Raw genomic sequence first — 17,217 nt, forward strand, 5'->3', positions numbered from 1 at the left:
GCAGGCTGCGCCAGCTGCTACAGGGATCGGGTTCAGCGAGGGTTGATCACGTCGTCCCTATCGGCGTTGTTTGTTTCTTCACGGATTCGATCTCGATCGATGTCCGTGCCGTCATCCTGGTCCATCGGTATCGCGCCTTCATTATTCGGCAGCTCATCGATGCCTGGCTCTTCCTCGGGATTAACCGTGGTGCGTCCAGGGCTCAACGGTTCCGGATGGGCAGGAATCGGGTCGAATGCGCCCTGCTCTTCACTGGGGAATTTGGGTTCAGACATGTGGCACCTCGCAGGCATCCGTTGATTCGGATTCTGATCATTCGAGGTGCCGGGATTCGACGCCGTTCAATGATTCACGCACCGGTCATCGGTGGCGGGATAAATGTCAGGAAGGCGTCTGAAGTTGGTCAACGATCTTATTCTTGAACTGCAGACGTTTCTCCTTGAGTTTTTTGAGTGCGTCATCACTCGGTGCGTCCGACTGGGCGCTTTCCGCCTTGACCACGTCGGCGTCCGCCAGCGAATATTTATTGATCAATGAATCCAGTAACGGATCCTTGGTGCGTTTTTGCTGGATCTCTTCCTTTGACAGTTGCAAATCCTGATAAAGATCGTGGGTCACCGGCATGGAACACCTCCGTTTGGTTGATCGGTAGCGAACGCGATCAATTGCGCTCACCAATCCTCAGAATGGCCTCCAGGGTCGCGTTCGTCGACTGCCAATCAGACCAGCGGTGCCGTTCGTCGTCCTCCGGGAAATGCGATAAAACCTTTGCCGCCCTCCGGCCCTCAATTAATTAACGATCATCTGGATCGCATACAAAAAACCTGTGTGGAGATTGACCAATGGACCGATTTAACCTGCGCCACCTCGCTATGGCTGTAGCACTGAGCACCAGCATGGGCACCGCGTTCGCCGCCACCGACAACGATTTTGTCGATAACGCAGCGGCCGGCGGCATCGCAGAAATCGAGACCAGCCGTCTTGCTCTGGAAAAAAGCCAGTCGGCTGACATCAAGGCCTTCGCCAACATGATGATCACCGATCATTCCAAGGCGAATGATGAACTCGCTGCCATTGCCAAAAAGAACGACATCGAAGTGCCGGACACCACGACGCTGGTGAAGCAGGCCAAAGAGAAAATCCTCGAGGTACGTGACGAATCGTTTGACGCTGCCTACGCCAACAACCAGGTTATGGCGCATGAAGAAACCATCAAACTGTTCGAGAAACAAGCCAACACCGTCACCGACGACAAAACCAAAGGCGCCACTGAGTTGAAAGGTTTTGCGCAGAAAATGCTGCCAGATTTGAAAAAGCATCTGGAGATGGCTAAAAAGCTGCAAGCCGCTCATCCGAGCACATAATCTCGCCGCCATAAAAAAGGCCGCATCTGAAGATGCGGCCTTTTTATTTGAGCGGTTTTTATTAGCCGCCATCGGTATCAATATCGGCGTCGGTGTCATCACTGGGAGCCGGGCGATCGGGATTGGGTTTGAAGCCCGGGCTGAATTCGTTGTCATTGTCATCATGGTGATTCTTCTGATCCACCGCTTGATCAGCAATCTCCGGCTCACCCGTCTGAACTTGCCCGCCCGTCTGCCCCGGGGTCTGCGGATCAGTCGTCGGGCCAATCGCCGGGTCATTGCGATCGGATGGCGAACCTTGCGGATCCTGCCCCTGCGGCTTCGATTCGTCTGTCATAGTCACCTCGTGTTTAGCTGTCTGGGCACGGCTGAAATAATCGGCCTTGAAGTTTCGAAGCTTCACAGAGGACAGGGTTCCATCCGAACAACGAACCCGGCGCAAATAGCGCAGTGTTGGCAGGCACGAACTAGAGTAATGTGACGCCGGAAAAATCCTGGCGACTCGAACAACTATTTCATAGCGCAAATGTCATTGAATTGCGTCGGTTGATTTTAGGGAGCCGGCACATACTATCCTGGGAGTTACAGCACATGGCAGCACTGCAAACCACCACACTCGACGCATTGAAGAACAACCAGGCGCAATTGCTCGCCGAATGGTCAAAAGGCCTCGAGGCCAGTGGTGCCACGCGCAATCTCAAAGAACATGACCTGAAGCAGCAGACTGCAGAATTCCTGCATCTGATTATCTCCGGCCTGGAAAAAGGCAACGGCCAGAATGTCGCGTTGCCAGGCTGGGATGAAATCCGTCAATACCTGGAAAAACTCTCCCACAGCCGCGCCCTGCTCGGCCAGGACTCACACCAGACCGCCAGCTTTATCTTCGCGTTGAAAGGCCCGCTGTTTGCATTGCTGCAAAACCACTACCAGGACAACCCGGCACTGCTGGCCGAGCAACTCTGGGAAGTGTCCGAACTGCTCGACGCACTGGGCATGCACACCATCCGCACCTTCCAGAAATCCCGCGAGGCCGTGATCAAGCGCCAGCAGGAAGAGTTGCTGGAACTGTCGACCCCGGTGGTCAAGCTGTGGGATGGCGTGTTGGCGTTGCCGATGATCGGCACCCTCGACTCGCAGCGTACTCAAGTGGTCATGGAATCGCTGCTGCAGCGGATCGTCGACACCGGCTCCGAAATCGCCATTATCGACATCACCGGCGTACCGACAGTCGATACCCTGGTTGCTCAGCACTTGCTGAAAACCGTTACTGCGATTCGCCTGATGGGTGCCGATTGCATCATCAGCGGCGTGCGTCCGCAGATTGCGCAAACCATCGTGCACCTGGGACTGGATCTACAAGGCGTAGTGACCAAAGCCAACCTGGCGGACGCATTGAAACTGGCCCTGACCCGTCTGGGACTTACCGTCAACAAGGCGGACTAAGCCAATGGACCGCATACCGATTTTACAGATGGGCCACTTCCTGCTGGTGACCATACAGGTCGACATGCATGACCAGTTGGCCCTGACGCTGCAGGACGATCTGTCCGAGCGCATCAGCAAAACATCGGCGCGTGGCGTGCTGATCGATATTTCCGCACTGGACATGGTCGACTCGTTCATTGGCCGAATGATCGGTACCATTTCCGGTTTGTCGAAAATCATGGACGCCGAAACCGTGCTGGTTGGCATGCAGCCCGCGGTCGCCATCACGTTGGTCGAGTTGGGCATGACATTGCCGGGCGTAAGCACCGCGTTGAATGTCGAGCGCGGTATGAAACTATTGCGAGACCGAGTGCAATCCACATGAACGTGCTCAGCAACGGCACTCAACCAATTGCTATCGAGCAGGACGTGGTGCTCGCCCGGCAGTTGGCGCGCAAGCTCGCACAGGAATGCGGGATGCGCCTGATCGACCTGACCAAATTTGTCACGGCGGTCAGCGAGCTGGCGCGCAACACCATGGTCTACGGCGGTGGCGGCGACATGGATTGGCAAATACTCGAGGAAGGCTCACGCAAAGGCTTGCGTATGGTCTTTCGCGATGAAGGTCCCGGCATTCCGGACCTCAAGCTGGCGATGACCGACGGCTGGACCTCCGGTGGCGGCCTCGGCCTTGGATTGACGGGGGCCAAACGGCTGGTTGAAGAATTCGAACTCGAAACCGAGCCTGGCAAAGGCACCCGCATAACGATCACCCGATGGACATGAATATTCGAGGCACGCTGACGCAGGTGCTACCGATCGAGGACAGCAGTCAGATCGGTCATGCACGCCGCACCGCGCAAAAACTCGCCGAAGAACACGGCTTCGATGCCACCGATGCAGGTCGCGTTGCGCTCGTGGCCACCGAACTGGCGAGCAATATTCTCAAGCATGCCGTTCGAGGCGAGCTGCACCTGCGCGTATTGCCGCGGCCATCGGGCGACGGCATTGAAATACTCGCGGTAGATCACGGCAAAGGCTTTGATGTGCACGCGTGCCTGACCGATGGCTTCTCCACCCGTGGCACCCAAGGCATTGGCCTTGGCGCCGTGGCGCGGCAGGCGCAAGTGTTCGATGTCTACGCCGATGCACGCGGCACGGTGTTGCTGACGCGTTTCTATCCGCGACAGGACAAGACCGCCGACTGCCGCATGGGCGTCAGCCAGCATTCCTTACACAACGATCCCGCCTGCGGCGACGTGTGGCACGTTGCGTTCGATGGCGCTCGGATCAGTGCGCTGCTCATTGATGGCTTGGGGCATGGCGAGGAGGCAGAACGTGGAGCCCGGGCGGGCGAAGAAGTCTTCGCCCTCACCCCATTCACGTCGGCCACGCTATTGCTTGAAGACATCCATCACGCCATGATCGGCACCCGTGGTGGCGCACTGGCCATCACGCAGTTCGATGGCCACGATGATGCGTTGCGATTCGTCGGCATCGGCAACATTGGCGCCAGCCTGATTGCCCCGGACAAATCCCGCGGAATGGCTTCCCACCCCGGCATCGTTGGCGGGCAGTACCGCAAAGCACAATCTTTTGACTACGCTAATGTGAATGGACAGCTATTGATCATGTACAGCGACGGCCTTCAATCCCGTTGGAACCTGCAGGATTATCCAGGCCTGGTGCACCGCCATCCCGCGGTGATAGCCACCCTCCTGCATCGCGATTTCTGTCGCGGCCGGGACGATGTCACCGTACTCGCCATTGATCTGGAGGCAGGTCATGCCTGAGGTTCCTGTGAGCCAGCTGGACGAGCAGGCTGCGCTGATTGCCAGGTTGCAAAGCGAAGCAACGGCCCTGCGCGAAGAGCTCGATGAAACCAACCAGGGCGTGTTGGCCCTGTATGCCGAGCTCGACAATCAGGCTGACGAGTTGCGCCAGGCCTCGGATCTGAAAAGCCGCTTCCTGTCGTACATGAGTCACGAATTCCGCACACCGCTGGGGTCGATTCTGAGCATCGCCAGTCTGCTGACCGATGAACTCGACGGTCCTCTAAGCGTAGAGCAGCACAAGCAGGTCGCCTTCGTCAGCACCGCTGCACGCGAGCTCAGCGATATGGTCGACGACCTGCTGGACCTGGCGAAAATCGAAGCCGGTCGTATCAGCATTTCGCCGGCGTGGTTCGACATGTTCGATCTGTTCGCTGCGCTGCGGGGCATGTTCCGGCCAATCGTCGATGCCAGCGCCGTGGATCTTATCTTCGAAGAGCCTGTCGGTTTGCCAAGGCTTTATACCGACGACAAGAAGCTGGGGCAGATCCTGCGTAATTTCATTTCCAACTCGCTGAAGTTCACCACTCGCGGTGAAGTGCGCGTCAGCACCCGGCTTGAAGGCGCGGATCATGTGCGCTTTGCCGTCAGTGATACAGGTATTGGTATCGCTCCCGAGCTGCATGGGGCATTGTTCGAGGACTTTTCCCAGGTCGACTCGCCTCTGCAAAAGCGTCTGCGCGGAACCGGGCTCGGATTGTCCTTGTGCAAACGCTTTGCGGAGCTGCTCGGAGGCGAAGTCGGGGTGGAAAGTATTCCGGGCGTTGGCTCGACCTTCTTTGTAATCATCCCGCTGGCCATCGCAACGGAATCTGCTGATGAAACGTGACATCCGCTTGCTGATCGTCGATGACAACGTCGCCACGCGCTACGCCCTGCGTCGACGTCTGGAGCGCCATGACTACATCGTGCTCGAAGCCGGTACCGGTGGCGAAGGCCTCGCGCTGATCGACAGCGAAGCGATCGATGCGCTGATCCTCGACGTCAATCTGCCGGACGTGAGCGGCTTCGACATTGTGCGCAAACTGCGCTCCGAAACGGCCACTGCCTTGCTCCCGGTGATCCACGTTTCAGCCGCGTCGATCCAGACCGGCGACATCATTACTGGCCTGAACGCCGGTGCCGACGCTTACCTGATTCATCCCGTTGACCCGGACGTGCTGCTCGCGACTCTGCGCACCCTGCTGCGAGTTCGCGACACGGAAAACGCGCTGCGCGAAAGTGAGGCGCGGTTCCGCGAGATTTTTGTCAATGTATCGGCGCCGATCGCGGTGCTCGACGCCCAGTTCAAGGTGCACGAGTGCAACCATGCGTTCGCTCAACTGATTCACGACAACCTTGACCCTGATGCCTTGCGCGAATGTTTCGCCGATCAGCAAGACTCGATTCTTGGTGAGCTGCGCCTGCGCCTGACGGCTGGCGAGCGCTGGAAAGGCACGTTGAATATGCGCGTGGAGGGCGAACTGCGGGAAACCGAATGGCAGATCTCGCCGTACCATACGCCCGAGTTGAGCCTGGTGTTCGTCGAGGATGTGACCGAGCATCGCCGCCGTGAGCGCTCGCACCTTGCGCAACTTGATGATGCGACGTCGCAGCTCGAACGTGAGATCGCCGAGCGGGTACGCACCGAAGCCCAGCTGCTGCAAGTGCAGAAAATGGATGCGTTGGGCAAGTTGACCGGCGGCATCGCTCACGATTTCAATAACCTGCTGACAGGCATCATCACCAGTCTGGAATTGATCCAGAAACGTATCGCGGACTCGCGCACAGACAAGGTTCAGTTTTACGCGGATGCGGCGCTGAATTCAGCCATGAGCGCCGCTTCCCTGACCCATCGTCTGCTGGCGTTCGCCCGTCAGCAACCGCTGAATACACGCCCGGTCGATATCAACGAGCACATTCGCTCGCTGGAAGAGTTGCTGGTGCGAACGATCGGCGAACACATTGCGCTCAAGCTCGAACTGACGTCCAAAGCGGCCATCGCGCTGGTCGATCCGATTCAGCTGGAAAGTGCCGTGCTCAACCTGGTGATCAACGCCCGCGATGCGCTGCCGCACGGCGGCAATATCTGGGTCACCACCTATGCCGCGTACTCACACGGCGACCTGAAGATTGCGGACGGCGCCTATGTCGCCTTGTCGGTTCGTGACGACGGGACGGGCATTGAACACAGCGTGATCGACAAGGTGTTCGATCCGTTCTTCACCACCAAACCGTTGGGTCAGGGCACCGGGTTGGGGCTGTCGAGCATTTACGGATTCGCCCGGCAATCGGGTGGTGATGCGAACATTCGCAGCGTCGCCCGGCGCGGCACGGAAGTGACCATTATGCTGCCGGCCACTGCCGATCCGACTCCGGTTGAGGAAACGCCGAGCGCGGTAGATCCGCAGGGGTCGGGGGAACATGTGCTGATCGTCGAAGACATGGCGGCGGTGCGCATGTTCGTCACAGAAGTGCTGCTGGATGCCGGTTACCGGTGTACGCAGGTCGGCGATATCGAAAGCGCACTCGACCGCCTGCAGAACGACACCAGCATCGACCTGATGCTCACCGACGTCGGCCTGCCCCGCATGAACGGGCGTGAACTGGCGGATGTCGCGCGCTGCTGGCGTGCAAGCTTGCCGATTCTGTTCATGACCGGCTATGCCGAAAACGCCGTCAATCGCCAGGTGTTCCTCGGCGACGGCATGGACATGCTGATCAAACCTTTTCAGATCAGCGAACTGCTGGACAAAGTCCGCCGCTCGCTCGACGGCGCTGCTTAACCCGAATCGCCAGCAGGCTGGCTCCTACAAAGTTTTATGTCGACCACTGGTCCAGCGGCCAACCCGGTTAATTGTGGGAGCAGAGCTTGCTCGCGAAGGCGGACTTGATAATGCTCGATCCTCAAGACCTAACTCGGTTAACTGTGGGAGCAGAGCTTGCTCGCGATGGCGGTGCGTCAGGCGACATTGATGCTGGATTTGAAATCGCCTTCGCGAGCAAGCTTTGCTCCTACAAGGGCGCATTGTGTAGGCTCACTCACCCCAATGTCCTCGCCAGAAACGGCGCGGTTCGGCTTTTTTTGGTTTTCGCGACTTTCTGCGGTGTGCCGGCGACGACGATGCGGCCACCTTGATCCCCTGCCCCCGGTCCGATGTCGATCACCCAATCGCTCTGGGCCACCACGCGCATTTCGTGTTCAACGACGATCACCGTGTGCCCTGCCGTCACCAGCGTATTCAACTGTTCGAGCAGGCGATCAACATCACGCGGGTGCAATCCGGTGGTGGGTTCATCCAGCACATACAGGGTTGCGCCACGTTGATTGCGTTGCAGCTCGGTCGCCAGTTTGATGCGCTGGGCTTCGCCGCCGGACAACTCTGTGGCCGGTTGGCCTAGACGCAAATAACCCAGCCCGATGTCACGCAGCACCTCCAGAGACCGACGGATGCCCGCTTGCCCGTCGAACACCTCTACGGCCTCTTCTACGGTCAGTTGCAAAACCTGCGCGATATTCAGGCCTTGCCAACTGATCGCCAGTGTTTGCGGGTTGTAGCGCGCGCCGTGACAGGTCGGACATGGCGCATAGACGCTCGGCATGAACAACAATTCGACGCTGACAAAACCCTCGCCTTCGCACGTCGGGCAACGCCCCTTGGCGACGTTGAACGAAAATTGCCCTGCGTCGTAGCCCTCGGCCTGCGCCTGCGGCGTAGCGGCGTACAACTTGCGCACGCTGTCGAACAGTCCGGTGTAGGTCGCCAGGTTAGAGCGCGGTGTACGGCCGATGGGTTTCTGATCAACCTGGACCAGGCGCTTGATCGATTCCAGCCCGGCCGTCACCTGACCACCGCTGACTTGCGGTGCATCGTCTTCAAGGCTCAGCTCCTCGGCCTCGCTCTCACGGCTCGCCCGCCCAAGGTGCGCACCCACCAACTCTAGCAAGGCCTGACTGACCAGGCTCGATTTGCCGGAACCCGACACACCCGTTACCGACGTAAAACAGCCCAACGGAAACTCTGCACTGAGGTTATTCAGATTATTGCGGGTGATGCCCTCCAGACGCAGCCAATCGGTCGCCTTGCGAGGGGCGCGCGGTGACGTGACCTGATCGGCGAACAGGTAGGCACGCGTCTGCGAGTCTGCTACCTGCGCCAATCCGGATGGCGGCCCGCTGTAGAGGATACGACCGCCGTGCTCGCCGGCTGCGGGGCCGACGTCGATCAGCCAGTCAGCGCGGCGCATGGTTTCCAGATCATGCTCGACGACAAACAAGGTATTGCCGGCAGCCTTCAGCCGTTGCAACGATTCAAACAACGCCTCGCCGTCCGCCGGATGCAAACCGGCCGACGGCTCGTCCAGCACATAAATCACCCCGAACAACTGCGAACCCAGTTGTGTCGCCAGACGCAACCGCTGCAACTCACCGGACGACAGTGTCGGTGTGCTGCGCTCCAGCGCGAGATAACCGAGGCCAAGATCGGTCAGTGTGCTGACTCGCTCCAGCAAATCCTGAGCGATGCGTTGCGCGGCCAGGCGTTTTTCCACCGACAGGTTGGGTGTGTGGCGCACGTCAGGTGCATTGGCATGGGCACTGGCGCCATGGGTCACGCGTTGCTGGCGCGCTTCGCGGGTCTGATCATGGGTCAACACCTCGCCGGCTTCTTCAGCCTGTTCGAGGTAGCTGCGTGCGGCGACCGGTCTCAGCACTTCAGCGACCTGCAGCAAGGGCATCTGCGACAACTCACCGATGTCGTAGCCGGCGAACGTCACCGACAACGCTTCGCGCTTGAGCCGTTTGCCATCGCACAGCGGACATGGGCTGCCGAGCATGAATTGCGAAACGCGCTTTTTCATCAGCGCACTTTGCGAATGGCTGAAGGTGTGCAGGATGTAACGCCGCGCACCGGTGAAGGTGCCCTGATAACTCGGCTCCATCTTGCGTTTGAGCGCGACTTTGGTTTCCTCCGGTGTGAACCCGGCGTACACCGGCACCGTCGGGGTTTCTTCAGTGAACAGAATCCAGTCGCGCTGCTTTTTCGGCAGGTCGCGCCAGGGTTTATCGACGTCGTAACCGAGGGTCACGAGGATGTCGCGCAAGTTCTGCCCCTGCCACGCTGTAGGCCACGAAGCAACTGCGCGCTGGCGGATGGTCAGGCTCGGATCCGGCACCATCAACGTTTCGGTGACCTCATAAACCCGACCCAGTCCGTGGCATTCCGGGCAGGCACCTTGCGGCGTGTTGGGCGAAAAATCTTCGGCGTAGAGCATCGGCTGACCCGCCGGGTAACTGCCGGCGCGGGAATACAGCATACGAATCAGGCTGGACAGAGTGGTCACGCTGCCCACCGAAGACCGCGTGCTCGGCGTGCCTCGCTGCTGTTGCAATGCAACCGCAGGCGGCAAGCCTTCGATGGAATCAACGTCAGGCACGCCGACCTGATCGATCAAGCGTCGCGCATAAGGCGCAACGGATTCGAAATAACGACGCTGCGCTTCGGCGTACAGGGTCGAGAATGCGAGTGAGGATTTACCCGAACCGGAGACTCCGGTGAACACCACGAGGGCATCGCGGGGAATATCGACATCGACGTTCTTGAGGTTGTGTTCCCGAGCGCCACGCACTCTGACCATGCCGGAAGGAGGGTTCGAGGTGCGCTTGGAAGTCATTGGTAGACCTTGATTGAAAGGTTCATGAATTGCCCGGGACTTTGCTTGTAGGAGCAAGCTTGCTCGCGATGGCGACTTATCAGGTCCATAGCTATCGCGAGCAAGCTTGCTCCTACAGGCGACGAGCATACGTGTCGCGCAGCCGGTGAAAACTCAGCCGCCCAGCACATCGCGAATCATGCTCAGCAGCGCTTCGGGACCATAAGGTTTGCTCAGCAGCCAGGTGTCGGCGCTGAGCTGATGGTTGCGCGAGATAATGTCGCGGGTGTGACCCGAAGTGAACAGCACCGCAACGGGCGGTGTTTGCACCTTGGCCCAGGCGGCCAGTTCAGAACTTTTGATCAGGCCTGGCATGACCACATCGGTAAAAATCAAGTCAACCTCTACGCCTTCCAGCAACAGCTGCATCGCTGCGTCACCGTTGGCAGCGGTGAGAATCTGATAACCCTCCTCGAGCAGCAATTCCACCGCCGACGTACGCACGGCTTCGTTGTCTTCCACCACCAGAATGGTCTCGTGTCCACCGCGTTGCGGTGAATCCTGAGTCGTAGTTTCACTGGGCACCGGACGCAGGCTTCGTGGAAAATACAGCTGCACGCGAGTGCCCTGCCCGACCTCGCTGGACATTTCGATGTGGCCCCCGCTTTGTTTGACGAAACCAAACACCATGCTCAAGCCCAGCCCCGTCCCTTGACCATCAGCCTTGGTGGTAAAAAACGGTTCAAACGCCTGGGCGAGCACTTCCGGCGCCATGCCCACACCCGAGTCCACCACCTCTACGCGAATATAGTCGCCGGCCAAAATGCCCTTGCCTGCGCAAAATTCGTGATCAAGGCAGACATTATCCGCACCGAGCACAATTACGCCCTCACCTTTCATGGCGTCTCGGGCATTGATCGCCAGATTGAGAATGGCATTCTCCATTTGATGGCGGTCAACGAAAATCCGCCATGGCTCGTCGGGCAGGTTCACGTTGATCTGGATCGTTTCACCCAGCGCGCGCTGTAGCAGCTCGCCGAGGTCATCGAAGATTTGCCAGGGATTGCACACGGCCGGCGTCAGCGGCTGGCGGCGGGCAAACGCGAGTAGCTGAGAAGACAGTTTCGCGCCGCGCTCGACCGCTGCGATCGACGCGCTGACCCGGCGCTGGACGTTGGCGTTGTCCGGCTCATGCCGCGCGAGCAGATGCAGGTTGCCCGCAATGACCTGCAGCAAATTATTGAAGTCATGGGCCACTCCGCCCGTGAGGCCGCCGATGGCTTCAAGCTTCTGCGACTGACGCAGTTGTTCTTCGGTGTCCAGGCGGGCTTTCACTTCATCGGCAACCCGTTGCTCAAGGTTACGAGTGAATCGCAACAATGATTCTTCGGCAGTTTTACGCTCGTGTATGTCGATCAGCACACCCGGAAAGCGGAACGGTTCGCCCTGTTCATCGAACTCGCAGCAACCACTGGCCAGCACCCACAGGTAAGCGCCATCAGGGCGCTGCACCCGATATTCCGCGTTGAAAGGTGCGCCGCTGGCCACGGATTGATCGACTTGTTCCTGGACCCAGCGACGGTCATCCGGATGAATCAGTGCTTGTGCGATTTCGGAGGACAGGTCAGCGAGGTTGCGCGTGGCAGGATATGAAAAAGTTCGGGCGAAACGTTCATCGCCGGACAGCGTATTGCCCTTGATGTCCCAGACAAAGGAGCCAAGTAATGCCCCGGCATTGAGTGCCAGTCGCACCCGCTCATTATCGGCCCGATAAGCATCTTCGGCTTCGCGCCGGCGCCGCTCGGAGATCACGTACTCGGTCGTCTCGACCACCATCGCCAGAACACCAGCGGGGATCCCTTCGTCATCGGCAACAGGGCTGTAATAGAGATCCATCCAGACGTCTTCGGGGACGCCATCGCGGAGCAACACCAGTTCCTTGTTGCGAAAAGACAACGTGCCGCCTGCCAGACAGGTGTCGACCACATGGCGATTGAACTCGGCGACTTCCGGCCAACCCAGTTCCACCGGAGCTCCAAGCAGATACGGATGACGGCCCCCGGCAAACTCCGAGTAGGCGTCGTTGTAAATCATGTAACCGGCCCGGCCCCAGAGCATCACCATCGGCAACGGCGAAGCGAGCAACATTTGCACTGCGCAGCACAGACTTTTCGGCCAGTGCTGGATGTCTCCCAGATCGGTCAGGCTCCAGTCGAACGCACAGATGCGTTCGGCCATTTCACCATTCCAGCCCACACATCCGTGGTTATTGGATAGAAACTGCATTGACTGGCTCAGTGTCCTGTAAGTGGCTGTCAGGCGCGATATTAACCCTATGGCATCGGCGGGCGCCCGTTTGTTTCGAGCACCAAGGTTGCCAATGGTTTCATAGAGTTATAGCCGAGCATTGCCTGACCTGTTGGACTCCGAGTGTGTCGCCACTACCAAACCGTTCACAGCCGCAGGGATTTAATGGAAATCCCGGCTGCGCACACTGATGCCATCCAGCAGTGGCGTCAGGTCGCTCAAGCGCCCCGCTATCAAATGCCGGACATTGCCCTCGCTCTCCCAGCGGCCATCGACCTTGAGCAACTGTGAGCACACCAAAACCTTCCGATGTCGCTCGGCCAGGTCGCGCCAAACGATGACGTTGACGTTGCCGAACTCGTCTTCGAGGGTAACGAAAGTGACACCACTGGCAGTTCCCGGTCGTTGTCGACCGGTCACCAGCCCGGCGATGCTCACCGGCCGGCCATGTTCGACCTCCAGCAGTTCTTTGGAACTGCGGCAGCGTCGGGCTTTTAATTCACCGCGCAACAACGCCAGCGGATGCGGGCCAAGCGTAGTTCCCACACTGTTGTAATCAGCCAACAGGTCCTCGGCCACGGAGGGTTTGGGCAGGTAGACAGCGGGCTCTTCCTGAGTGGGCAACCCGCTGAACAAGCCGAGCTGCTTCTGTACACCCGCCACTTCCCAGCGTGCCTGGTGCCGGTCACCGGCCAGCCCGCGCAATGCACCGGCATCGGCGAGCTGCTCCTGGGCCCGGGCATCGAGGCGCGCCCGTTCGCCGAGGTCGGCGATGTCGATGAAAGCCCCCTGCGCCCTGGCGTACTCAATGCGTCGGGCATCGTCCTCGCGAAAGCCTTTGATCATTCGCAACCCCATACGAATGGCCGGTTGTGCGCCAATGATTTTCTCAAGGCTGCAGTCCCAGTCACTGGCTCGCACATCCACCGCACGGATCTTCAGATGATGCCGGCGCGCGTCTTGCAGAATCTGATCGGGGCTGTAGAACCCCATCGGCCAGCTATTGATCAGCGCGCAAGCGAACGCCGCCGGTTCATGGCATTTCAGCCAGCAACTGGCGTAGGTCAACAAGGCAAAACTGGCAGCGTGGGACTCTGGAAATCCGTAGCTGCCAAAGCCTTTTATCTGTTCGAAAATCAGCGCGGCAAACTCCGGTGTGTAGCCGTTTTTTTTCATCCCGGCCGCTAGACGCAGCTTGTGCGGCTCAAGCCCGCCGTGGCGTTTCCAGGCCGCCATTGAGCGGCGTAACTGATCGGCTTCGCCGGGGCTGTAATCGGCCGCGACAATCGCAATCTGCATCACCTGTTCCTGAAACAACGGTACGCCGAGGGTGCGCTTGAGCACTGTTTTCAGTTGCGGCGAGGGATAGGTTTCGGCTTCCTGACCATTTCTACGGCGAAGATAAGGGTGAACCATCCCGCCCTGAATCGGCCCGGGGCGAACGATGGCCACCTCGATGACCAAATCATAAAAGGTCTTGGGTTTGAGTCGCGGCAACATCGACATCTGTGCCCGCGACTCGATCTGGAACACGCCGACTGTGTCCGCGCGGGTAATCATTTCGTAAGTGGCGGCGTCCTCGGCCGGGATTGTCGCCAGGCTAAGGTCGAGATCACGGTGCCGACGCAGCAGATCGAAGCATCGGCGTATCGCACTGAGCATGCCGAGGGCGAGGATGTCGACCTTGAGCAGGCCGACGGCGTCCAGATCATCCTTGTCCCATTGGATGATCGTGCGGTCAGCCATCGCGGCGTTTTCCACCGGCACCAGCGTGTCCAGCGGCTGTTCGGAAATCACGAAACCTCCGGGGTGCTGGGACAGGTGCCGAGGGAAACCGATCAGTTGCCCGGTCAGGCTCAGTACCCTGTGCAGCACAGGGCTCTCGGGATCGAAACCGCCTTCGCGCAGACGCTCCACCGGCGGTGTCTCATCGCTCCAGTGACCACAGCAATCGGCCAGGGCATTGATCTGGTCGGGCGGCAAACCCAAGGCCTTGGCCACGTCGCGCACGGCGCCCGCCGCGTGATAAGTGCTGACCACCGCCGTCAGCGCCGCGCGAGTGCGGCCATAGCGCTGGAAAACATACTGCAAGACTTCTTCGCGGCGTTCGTGCTCGAAATCGACATCAATGTCTGGCGGCTCGTTGCGCTCTTTGGAGAGAAAGCGTTCGAACAATAGCGTGGTGCGATCAGGATCGATTTCGGTGATGCCCAATGCAAAACACACCGCCGAGTTGGCGGCCGAACCCCGGCCCTGACAGAGAATTTGCTGCTCACGGGCAAAACGCACAATGTCGTGCACCGTCAGAAAGTAGCTTTCGTAGCCCAGCTCGGCGATCAGCTCCAGCTCTTTGCCGATCTGAGTCAGCACTTCGGTTTTCGGCCCATCGGGCCAGCGCCACTGTATGCCCTGTTCAGTTAACACCCGCAGCCAGGACGTGGCAGTCTGACCTTCAGGGACCAACTCGCGTGGGTAGTGATAACGCAATTGGCAGAGGTCGAACGTGCAACGCCGGGCGATGGTCATGGTCTCGTCGAGCAGGGCTTGCGGGTAGATCGATTGCAACGCATCGAGGCCGCGCAAATGCCGCTCGCCATTGGGGTGTAGGCGCATGCCCGCTTCCGCGACCGGCAGGTGATGTCGGATCGCGGTCATGGTGTCTTGCAACGCCCGCCGGGCCCGGCAATGCATGTGCACATCGCCGCTGGCCACGGCCGGGATTTGCAATTCTTTGGCCAGCATCAACAACCCTTTCAACCGCCGCGGATCGTCCTGCCCGCGATGCAATTGCACGGCCAGCCAAAGACGATCGGCGAACACTTGCCTGAGCCATTGGCCCTGCTCGACATCATCGAGTGCATCCGGTACCCATAACGCCAACAGCCCCGGCATTGACTCTCTGAAATCCTCACGCAGCACCTGATACAAACCCTTCTGCGTGCGTCTGCGTGCAAGAGTGATAAGCCGACACAGACTCTGATAACCCTGTAGGTTTTCCACCAGCAAGACCAGTTTCGGACCATTTTCAACCCTGATTTCGCTGCCGATGATCAGCGGCAGCTCCACAGATTTGGCCGCTTGCCAGGCGCGGACGATGCCGGCCAGGGTGCATTCGTCGGTGATTGCCAATGCTTGATAGCCGAGTTTTTTCGACCGTTGAAAGAGTTCCAGTGCACTGGAAGCCCCCCGCTGGAAACTGAAGTTCGACAGGCAATGCAGCTCGGCATATTCAAAGTTCATGCGAACCAGCCATGCAACCACAACGGGCCATTCTCACCTACCGCACGATAAGCCCAGCCTTGTTGGCCGGTACGGGTTTCGATCAGGTAATAATCGCGACGCACATCGCCACCATCCCACCAGCCCGACTCGATCCGCTCCGGCCCCATGAGAATACGCGTGGAATGTTCGTGAACGGCCAGGGGTTCGGTCAGCAACCATCCCGGACGCTGCACGCCCGGCAGCACTTCATTGCGCTGGTTGTCGACCCTCGCCTGCCACGCACATTCCGGGCGATGGTCAGCCTGAAAGCGTAAACCCTGCACTGCCTCATCCCCCAATCGAGCACGCAAGCGTTCGCGCAGTTGTTCCCAAGGCAAGGACTGCTGGGGACGATCGTCAAACAGCTCCTGGTATTGCGGAATGAAGGTCGGCAGGTCTTCTGCGCGCAGACGAAAACCGCGTACCGGGGCCGCGACCTGAACCTGTTCGAGTCGCCCTCGAGCCAGTTCGAAAAGCATGGCCGGATCGCGCTCAGCGCTGAGCAGGCCGACTTTGATCACAGTGTCCGCCAGCCCGGCATGCTCAAGGTGCAGATCGAATCGCTGCACACCGCTGTCGCGGCCACAGAGAAACGCCGACAAATCACCGGTCAGGCGGCGCAACGGAAACAGCAGTGCCTGATGCGATTGCACGTCGAAGTTGAGTTCGATGCGCACGTCGAAACGGTCTGGCGGCAAATAGAATGCAAGCGCGAGACGTCTTGCGCCGAGTAACGTGTCCAGGTGTTTGAGCACCTGCACTTCAAAACGCCGGGCCAGACTCTGCCGGGGCAACGCCTGTACCTGATTCAGCGTGCGCAAACCCATGCGCGTTAAGGCCGTGGCGACGCTTGCTTCCAAGCCGATGCGGTCAACAGGCAGTTGCCCCAGATAATGCTGCAAGGCGCGATCGTCGGGCACCACCAGACCGTCATAAGCATTGGCCAGTATTCGCGCCGCTGCCGGGTTTGGCGCGGCGACGATCCGGTGACGAAAGCCCAGTTCGCCGAGTTCGTTGCGCAAACGCGCTTCGAATTGCGGCCAGTCACCGAACAGGCCCAGGCTGGATTCGATTTCGAATACCACCGCTCGCGGGTAGTGCACGCTGACCTGGGAACTGAAGCGATAGGCCCATGCGGCCAGAAACTGCTGCCAGTGTTCGATCTCGGCGCTGTCGTATTCCGCCGTGACAAAGCCTTTGCTCAGGGTTTGCGCAGCCGTCATCGACTGCCCCGGACGCAAGCCCAGCGCGCGGGCCGATGCATTGACTGCCTGCAACACCCGACGCTGCGCCGGGCCAGTCAATAAAGCCAGAGGCTGCTCGGGATCGGGACGCTGACGCAGCACCGCGTCCAGCGCCAATTGCGGGAAAAGTATGCAAACCCAGCGCATGGCAAC

At 59.3% G+C, this 17,217-nt stretch carries 14 protein-coding genes; 7 read left to right on the forward strand and 7 right to left on the reverse strand.

The genetic code is table 11. The annotated features are described in order from the left end of the window. Positions 1–32: 32 nt before the first annotated feature. Positions 33–275, reverse strand: a complete 243-nt coding sequence (locus ACYZTS_RS20860) for a hypothetical protein (protein WP_461991763.1) — start codon at positions 273–275, stop codon at positions 33–35. 106 nt (positions 276–381) lie between these two features. Beyond that, positions 382–624, reverse strand: a complete 243-nt coding sequence (locus ACYZTS_RS20865) for a hypothetical protein (RefSeq protein WP_461991765.1) — start codon at positions 622–624, stop codon at positions 382–384. Positions 625–842: 218 nt separating this feature from the next. Here ACYZTS_RS20865 and ACYZTS_RS20870 point away from each other — a divergent pair, with 218 nt between their 5' ends. Beyond that, complete coding sequence (locus ACYZTS_RS20870; RefSeq protein ID WP_028621355.1) at positions 843–1,364, forward strand: DUF4142 domain-containing protein; 522 nt, start codon at positions 843–845, stop codon at positions 1,362–1,364. 61 nt (positions 1,365–1,425) lie between these two features. On the opposite strand, the gene ACYZTS_RS20875 is transcribed toward ACYZTS_RS20870, so the two are convergent. Continuing rightward, on the reverse strand, positions 1,426–1,701 hold the full coding sequence (locus tag ACYZTS_RS20875; protein ID WP_461991767.1) for a hypothetical protein: 276 nt from the start codon (positions 1,699–1,701) through the stop codon (positions 1,426–1,428). A 254-nt stretch (positions 1,702–1,955) separates the two neighbouring features. Between ACYZTS_RS20875 and ACYZTS_RS20880 the strand changes: the two genes are divergently transcribed. Genes ACYZTS_RS20880 through ACYZTS_RS20905 form a run of 6 tightly spaced genes read left to right on the forward strand, consistent with a single transcriptional unit; the run spans position 1,956 to position 7,386 of the window. Continuing rightward, positions 1,956–2,807 (forward strand): STAS domain-containing protein, encoded by an 852-nt coding sequence (locus ACYZTS_RS20880; RefSeq protein ID WP_028621353.1) that lies wholly within the window; start codon positions 1,956–1,958, stop codon positions 2,805–2,807. Positions 2,808–2,811: 4 nt separating this feature from the next. Then, on the forward strand, positions 2,812–3,174 hold the full coding sequence (locus ACYZTS_RS20885) for an STAS domain-containing protein (RefSeq protein WP_028621352.1): 363 nt from the start codon (positions 2,812–2,814) through the stop codon (positions 3,172–3,174). Then, a complete protein-coding gene (locus tag ACYZTS_RS20890) occupies positions 3,171–3,575 on the forward strand; it encodes an anti-sigma regulatory factor (protein ID WP_461991769.1) in 405 nt (134 codons plus the stop codon). The genes ACYZTS_RS20885 and ACYZTS_RS20890 overlap by 4 nt, the downstream gene beginning before the upstream one ends. Beyond that, positions 3,572–4,582, forward strand: a complete 1,011-nt coding sequence (locus tag ACYZTS_RS20895; protein WP_461996501.1) for an ATP-binding protein — start codon at positions 3,572–3,574, stop codon at positions 4,580–4,582. Before ACYZTS_RS20890 ends, ACYZTS_RS20895 begins: the two co-directional genes overlap by 4 nt. Next, the gene (locus tag ACYZTS_RS20900; RefSeq protein WP_461991771.1) at positions 4,575–5,450 is read left to right on the forward strand and encodes a sensor histidine kinase; all 876 of its coding nucleotides are present in this window, start codon (positions 4,575–4,577) and stop codon (positions 5,448–5,450) included. Before ACYZTS_RS20895 ends, ACYZTS_RS20900 begins: the two co-directional genes overlap by 8 nt. Next, positions 5,440–7,386, forward strand: coding sequence for a response regulator (locus ACYZTS_RS20905; protein WP_461991773.1), 1,947 nt, complete (start codon positions 5,440–5,442; stop codon positions 7,384–7,386). Before ACYZTS_RS20900 ends, ACYZTS_RS20905 begins: the two co-directional genes overlap by 11 nt. Positions 7,387–7,642: 256 nt before the next feature. Here the strand turns inward: ACYZTS_RS20905 and ACYZTS_RS20910 are convergent, their stop codons facing one another. The 4 genes from ACYZTS_RS20910 to ACYZTS_RS20925 form a co-directional block, all read right to left on the reverse strand. Further along, positions 7,643–10,273, reverse strand: a complete 2,631-nt coding sequence (locus ACYZTS_RS20910) for an excinuclease ABC subunit UvrA (RefSeq protein WP_461991775.1) — start codon at positions 10,271–10,273, stop codon at positions 7,643–7,645. Between the two features lie 153 nt (positions 10,274–10,426). Beyond that, positions 10,427–12,538 (reverse strand): hybrid sensor histidine kinase/response regulator, encoded by a 2,112-nt coding sequence (locus tag ACYZTS_RS20915; RefSeq protein ID WP_461991777.1) that lies wholly within the window; start codon positions 12,536–12,538, stop codon positions 10,427–10,429. A gap of 183 nt (positions 12,539–12,721) precedes the next feature. Continuing rightward, complete coding sequence (locus ACYZTS_RS20920; RefSeq protein WP_461991779.1) at positions 12,722–15,820, reverse strand: error-prone DNA polymerase; 3,099 nt, start codon at positions 15,818–15,820, stop codon at positions 12,722–12,724. Continuing rightward, positions 15,796–17,211: a Y-family DNA polymerase gene (locus ACYZTS_RS20925; RefSeq protein WP_461991781.1), complete on the reverse strand. Its 1,416-nt coding sequence runs from the start codon at positions 17,209–17,211 to the stop codon at positions 15,796–15,798. The genes ACYZTS_RS20920 and ACYZTS_RS20925 overlap by 25 nt, the downstream gene beginning before the upstream one ends. Between the last annotated feature and the right edge of the window lie 6 nt (positions 17,212–17,217).

The organism is Pseudomonas sp. TMB3-21 (genome assembly GCF_054898145.1).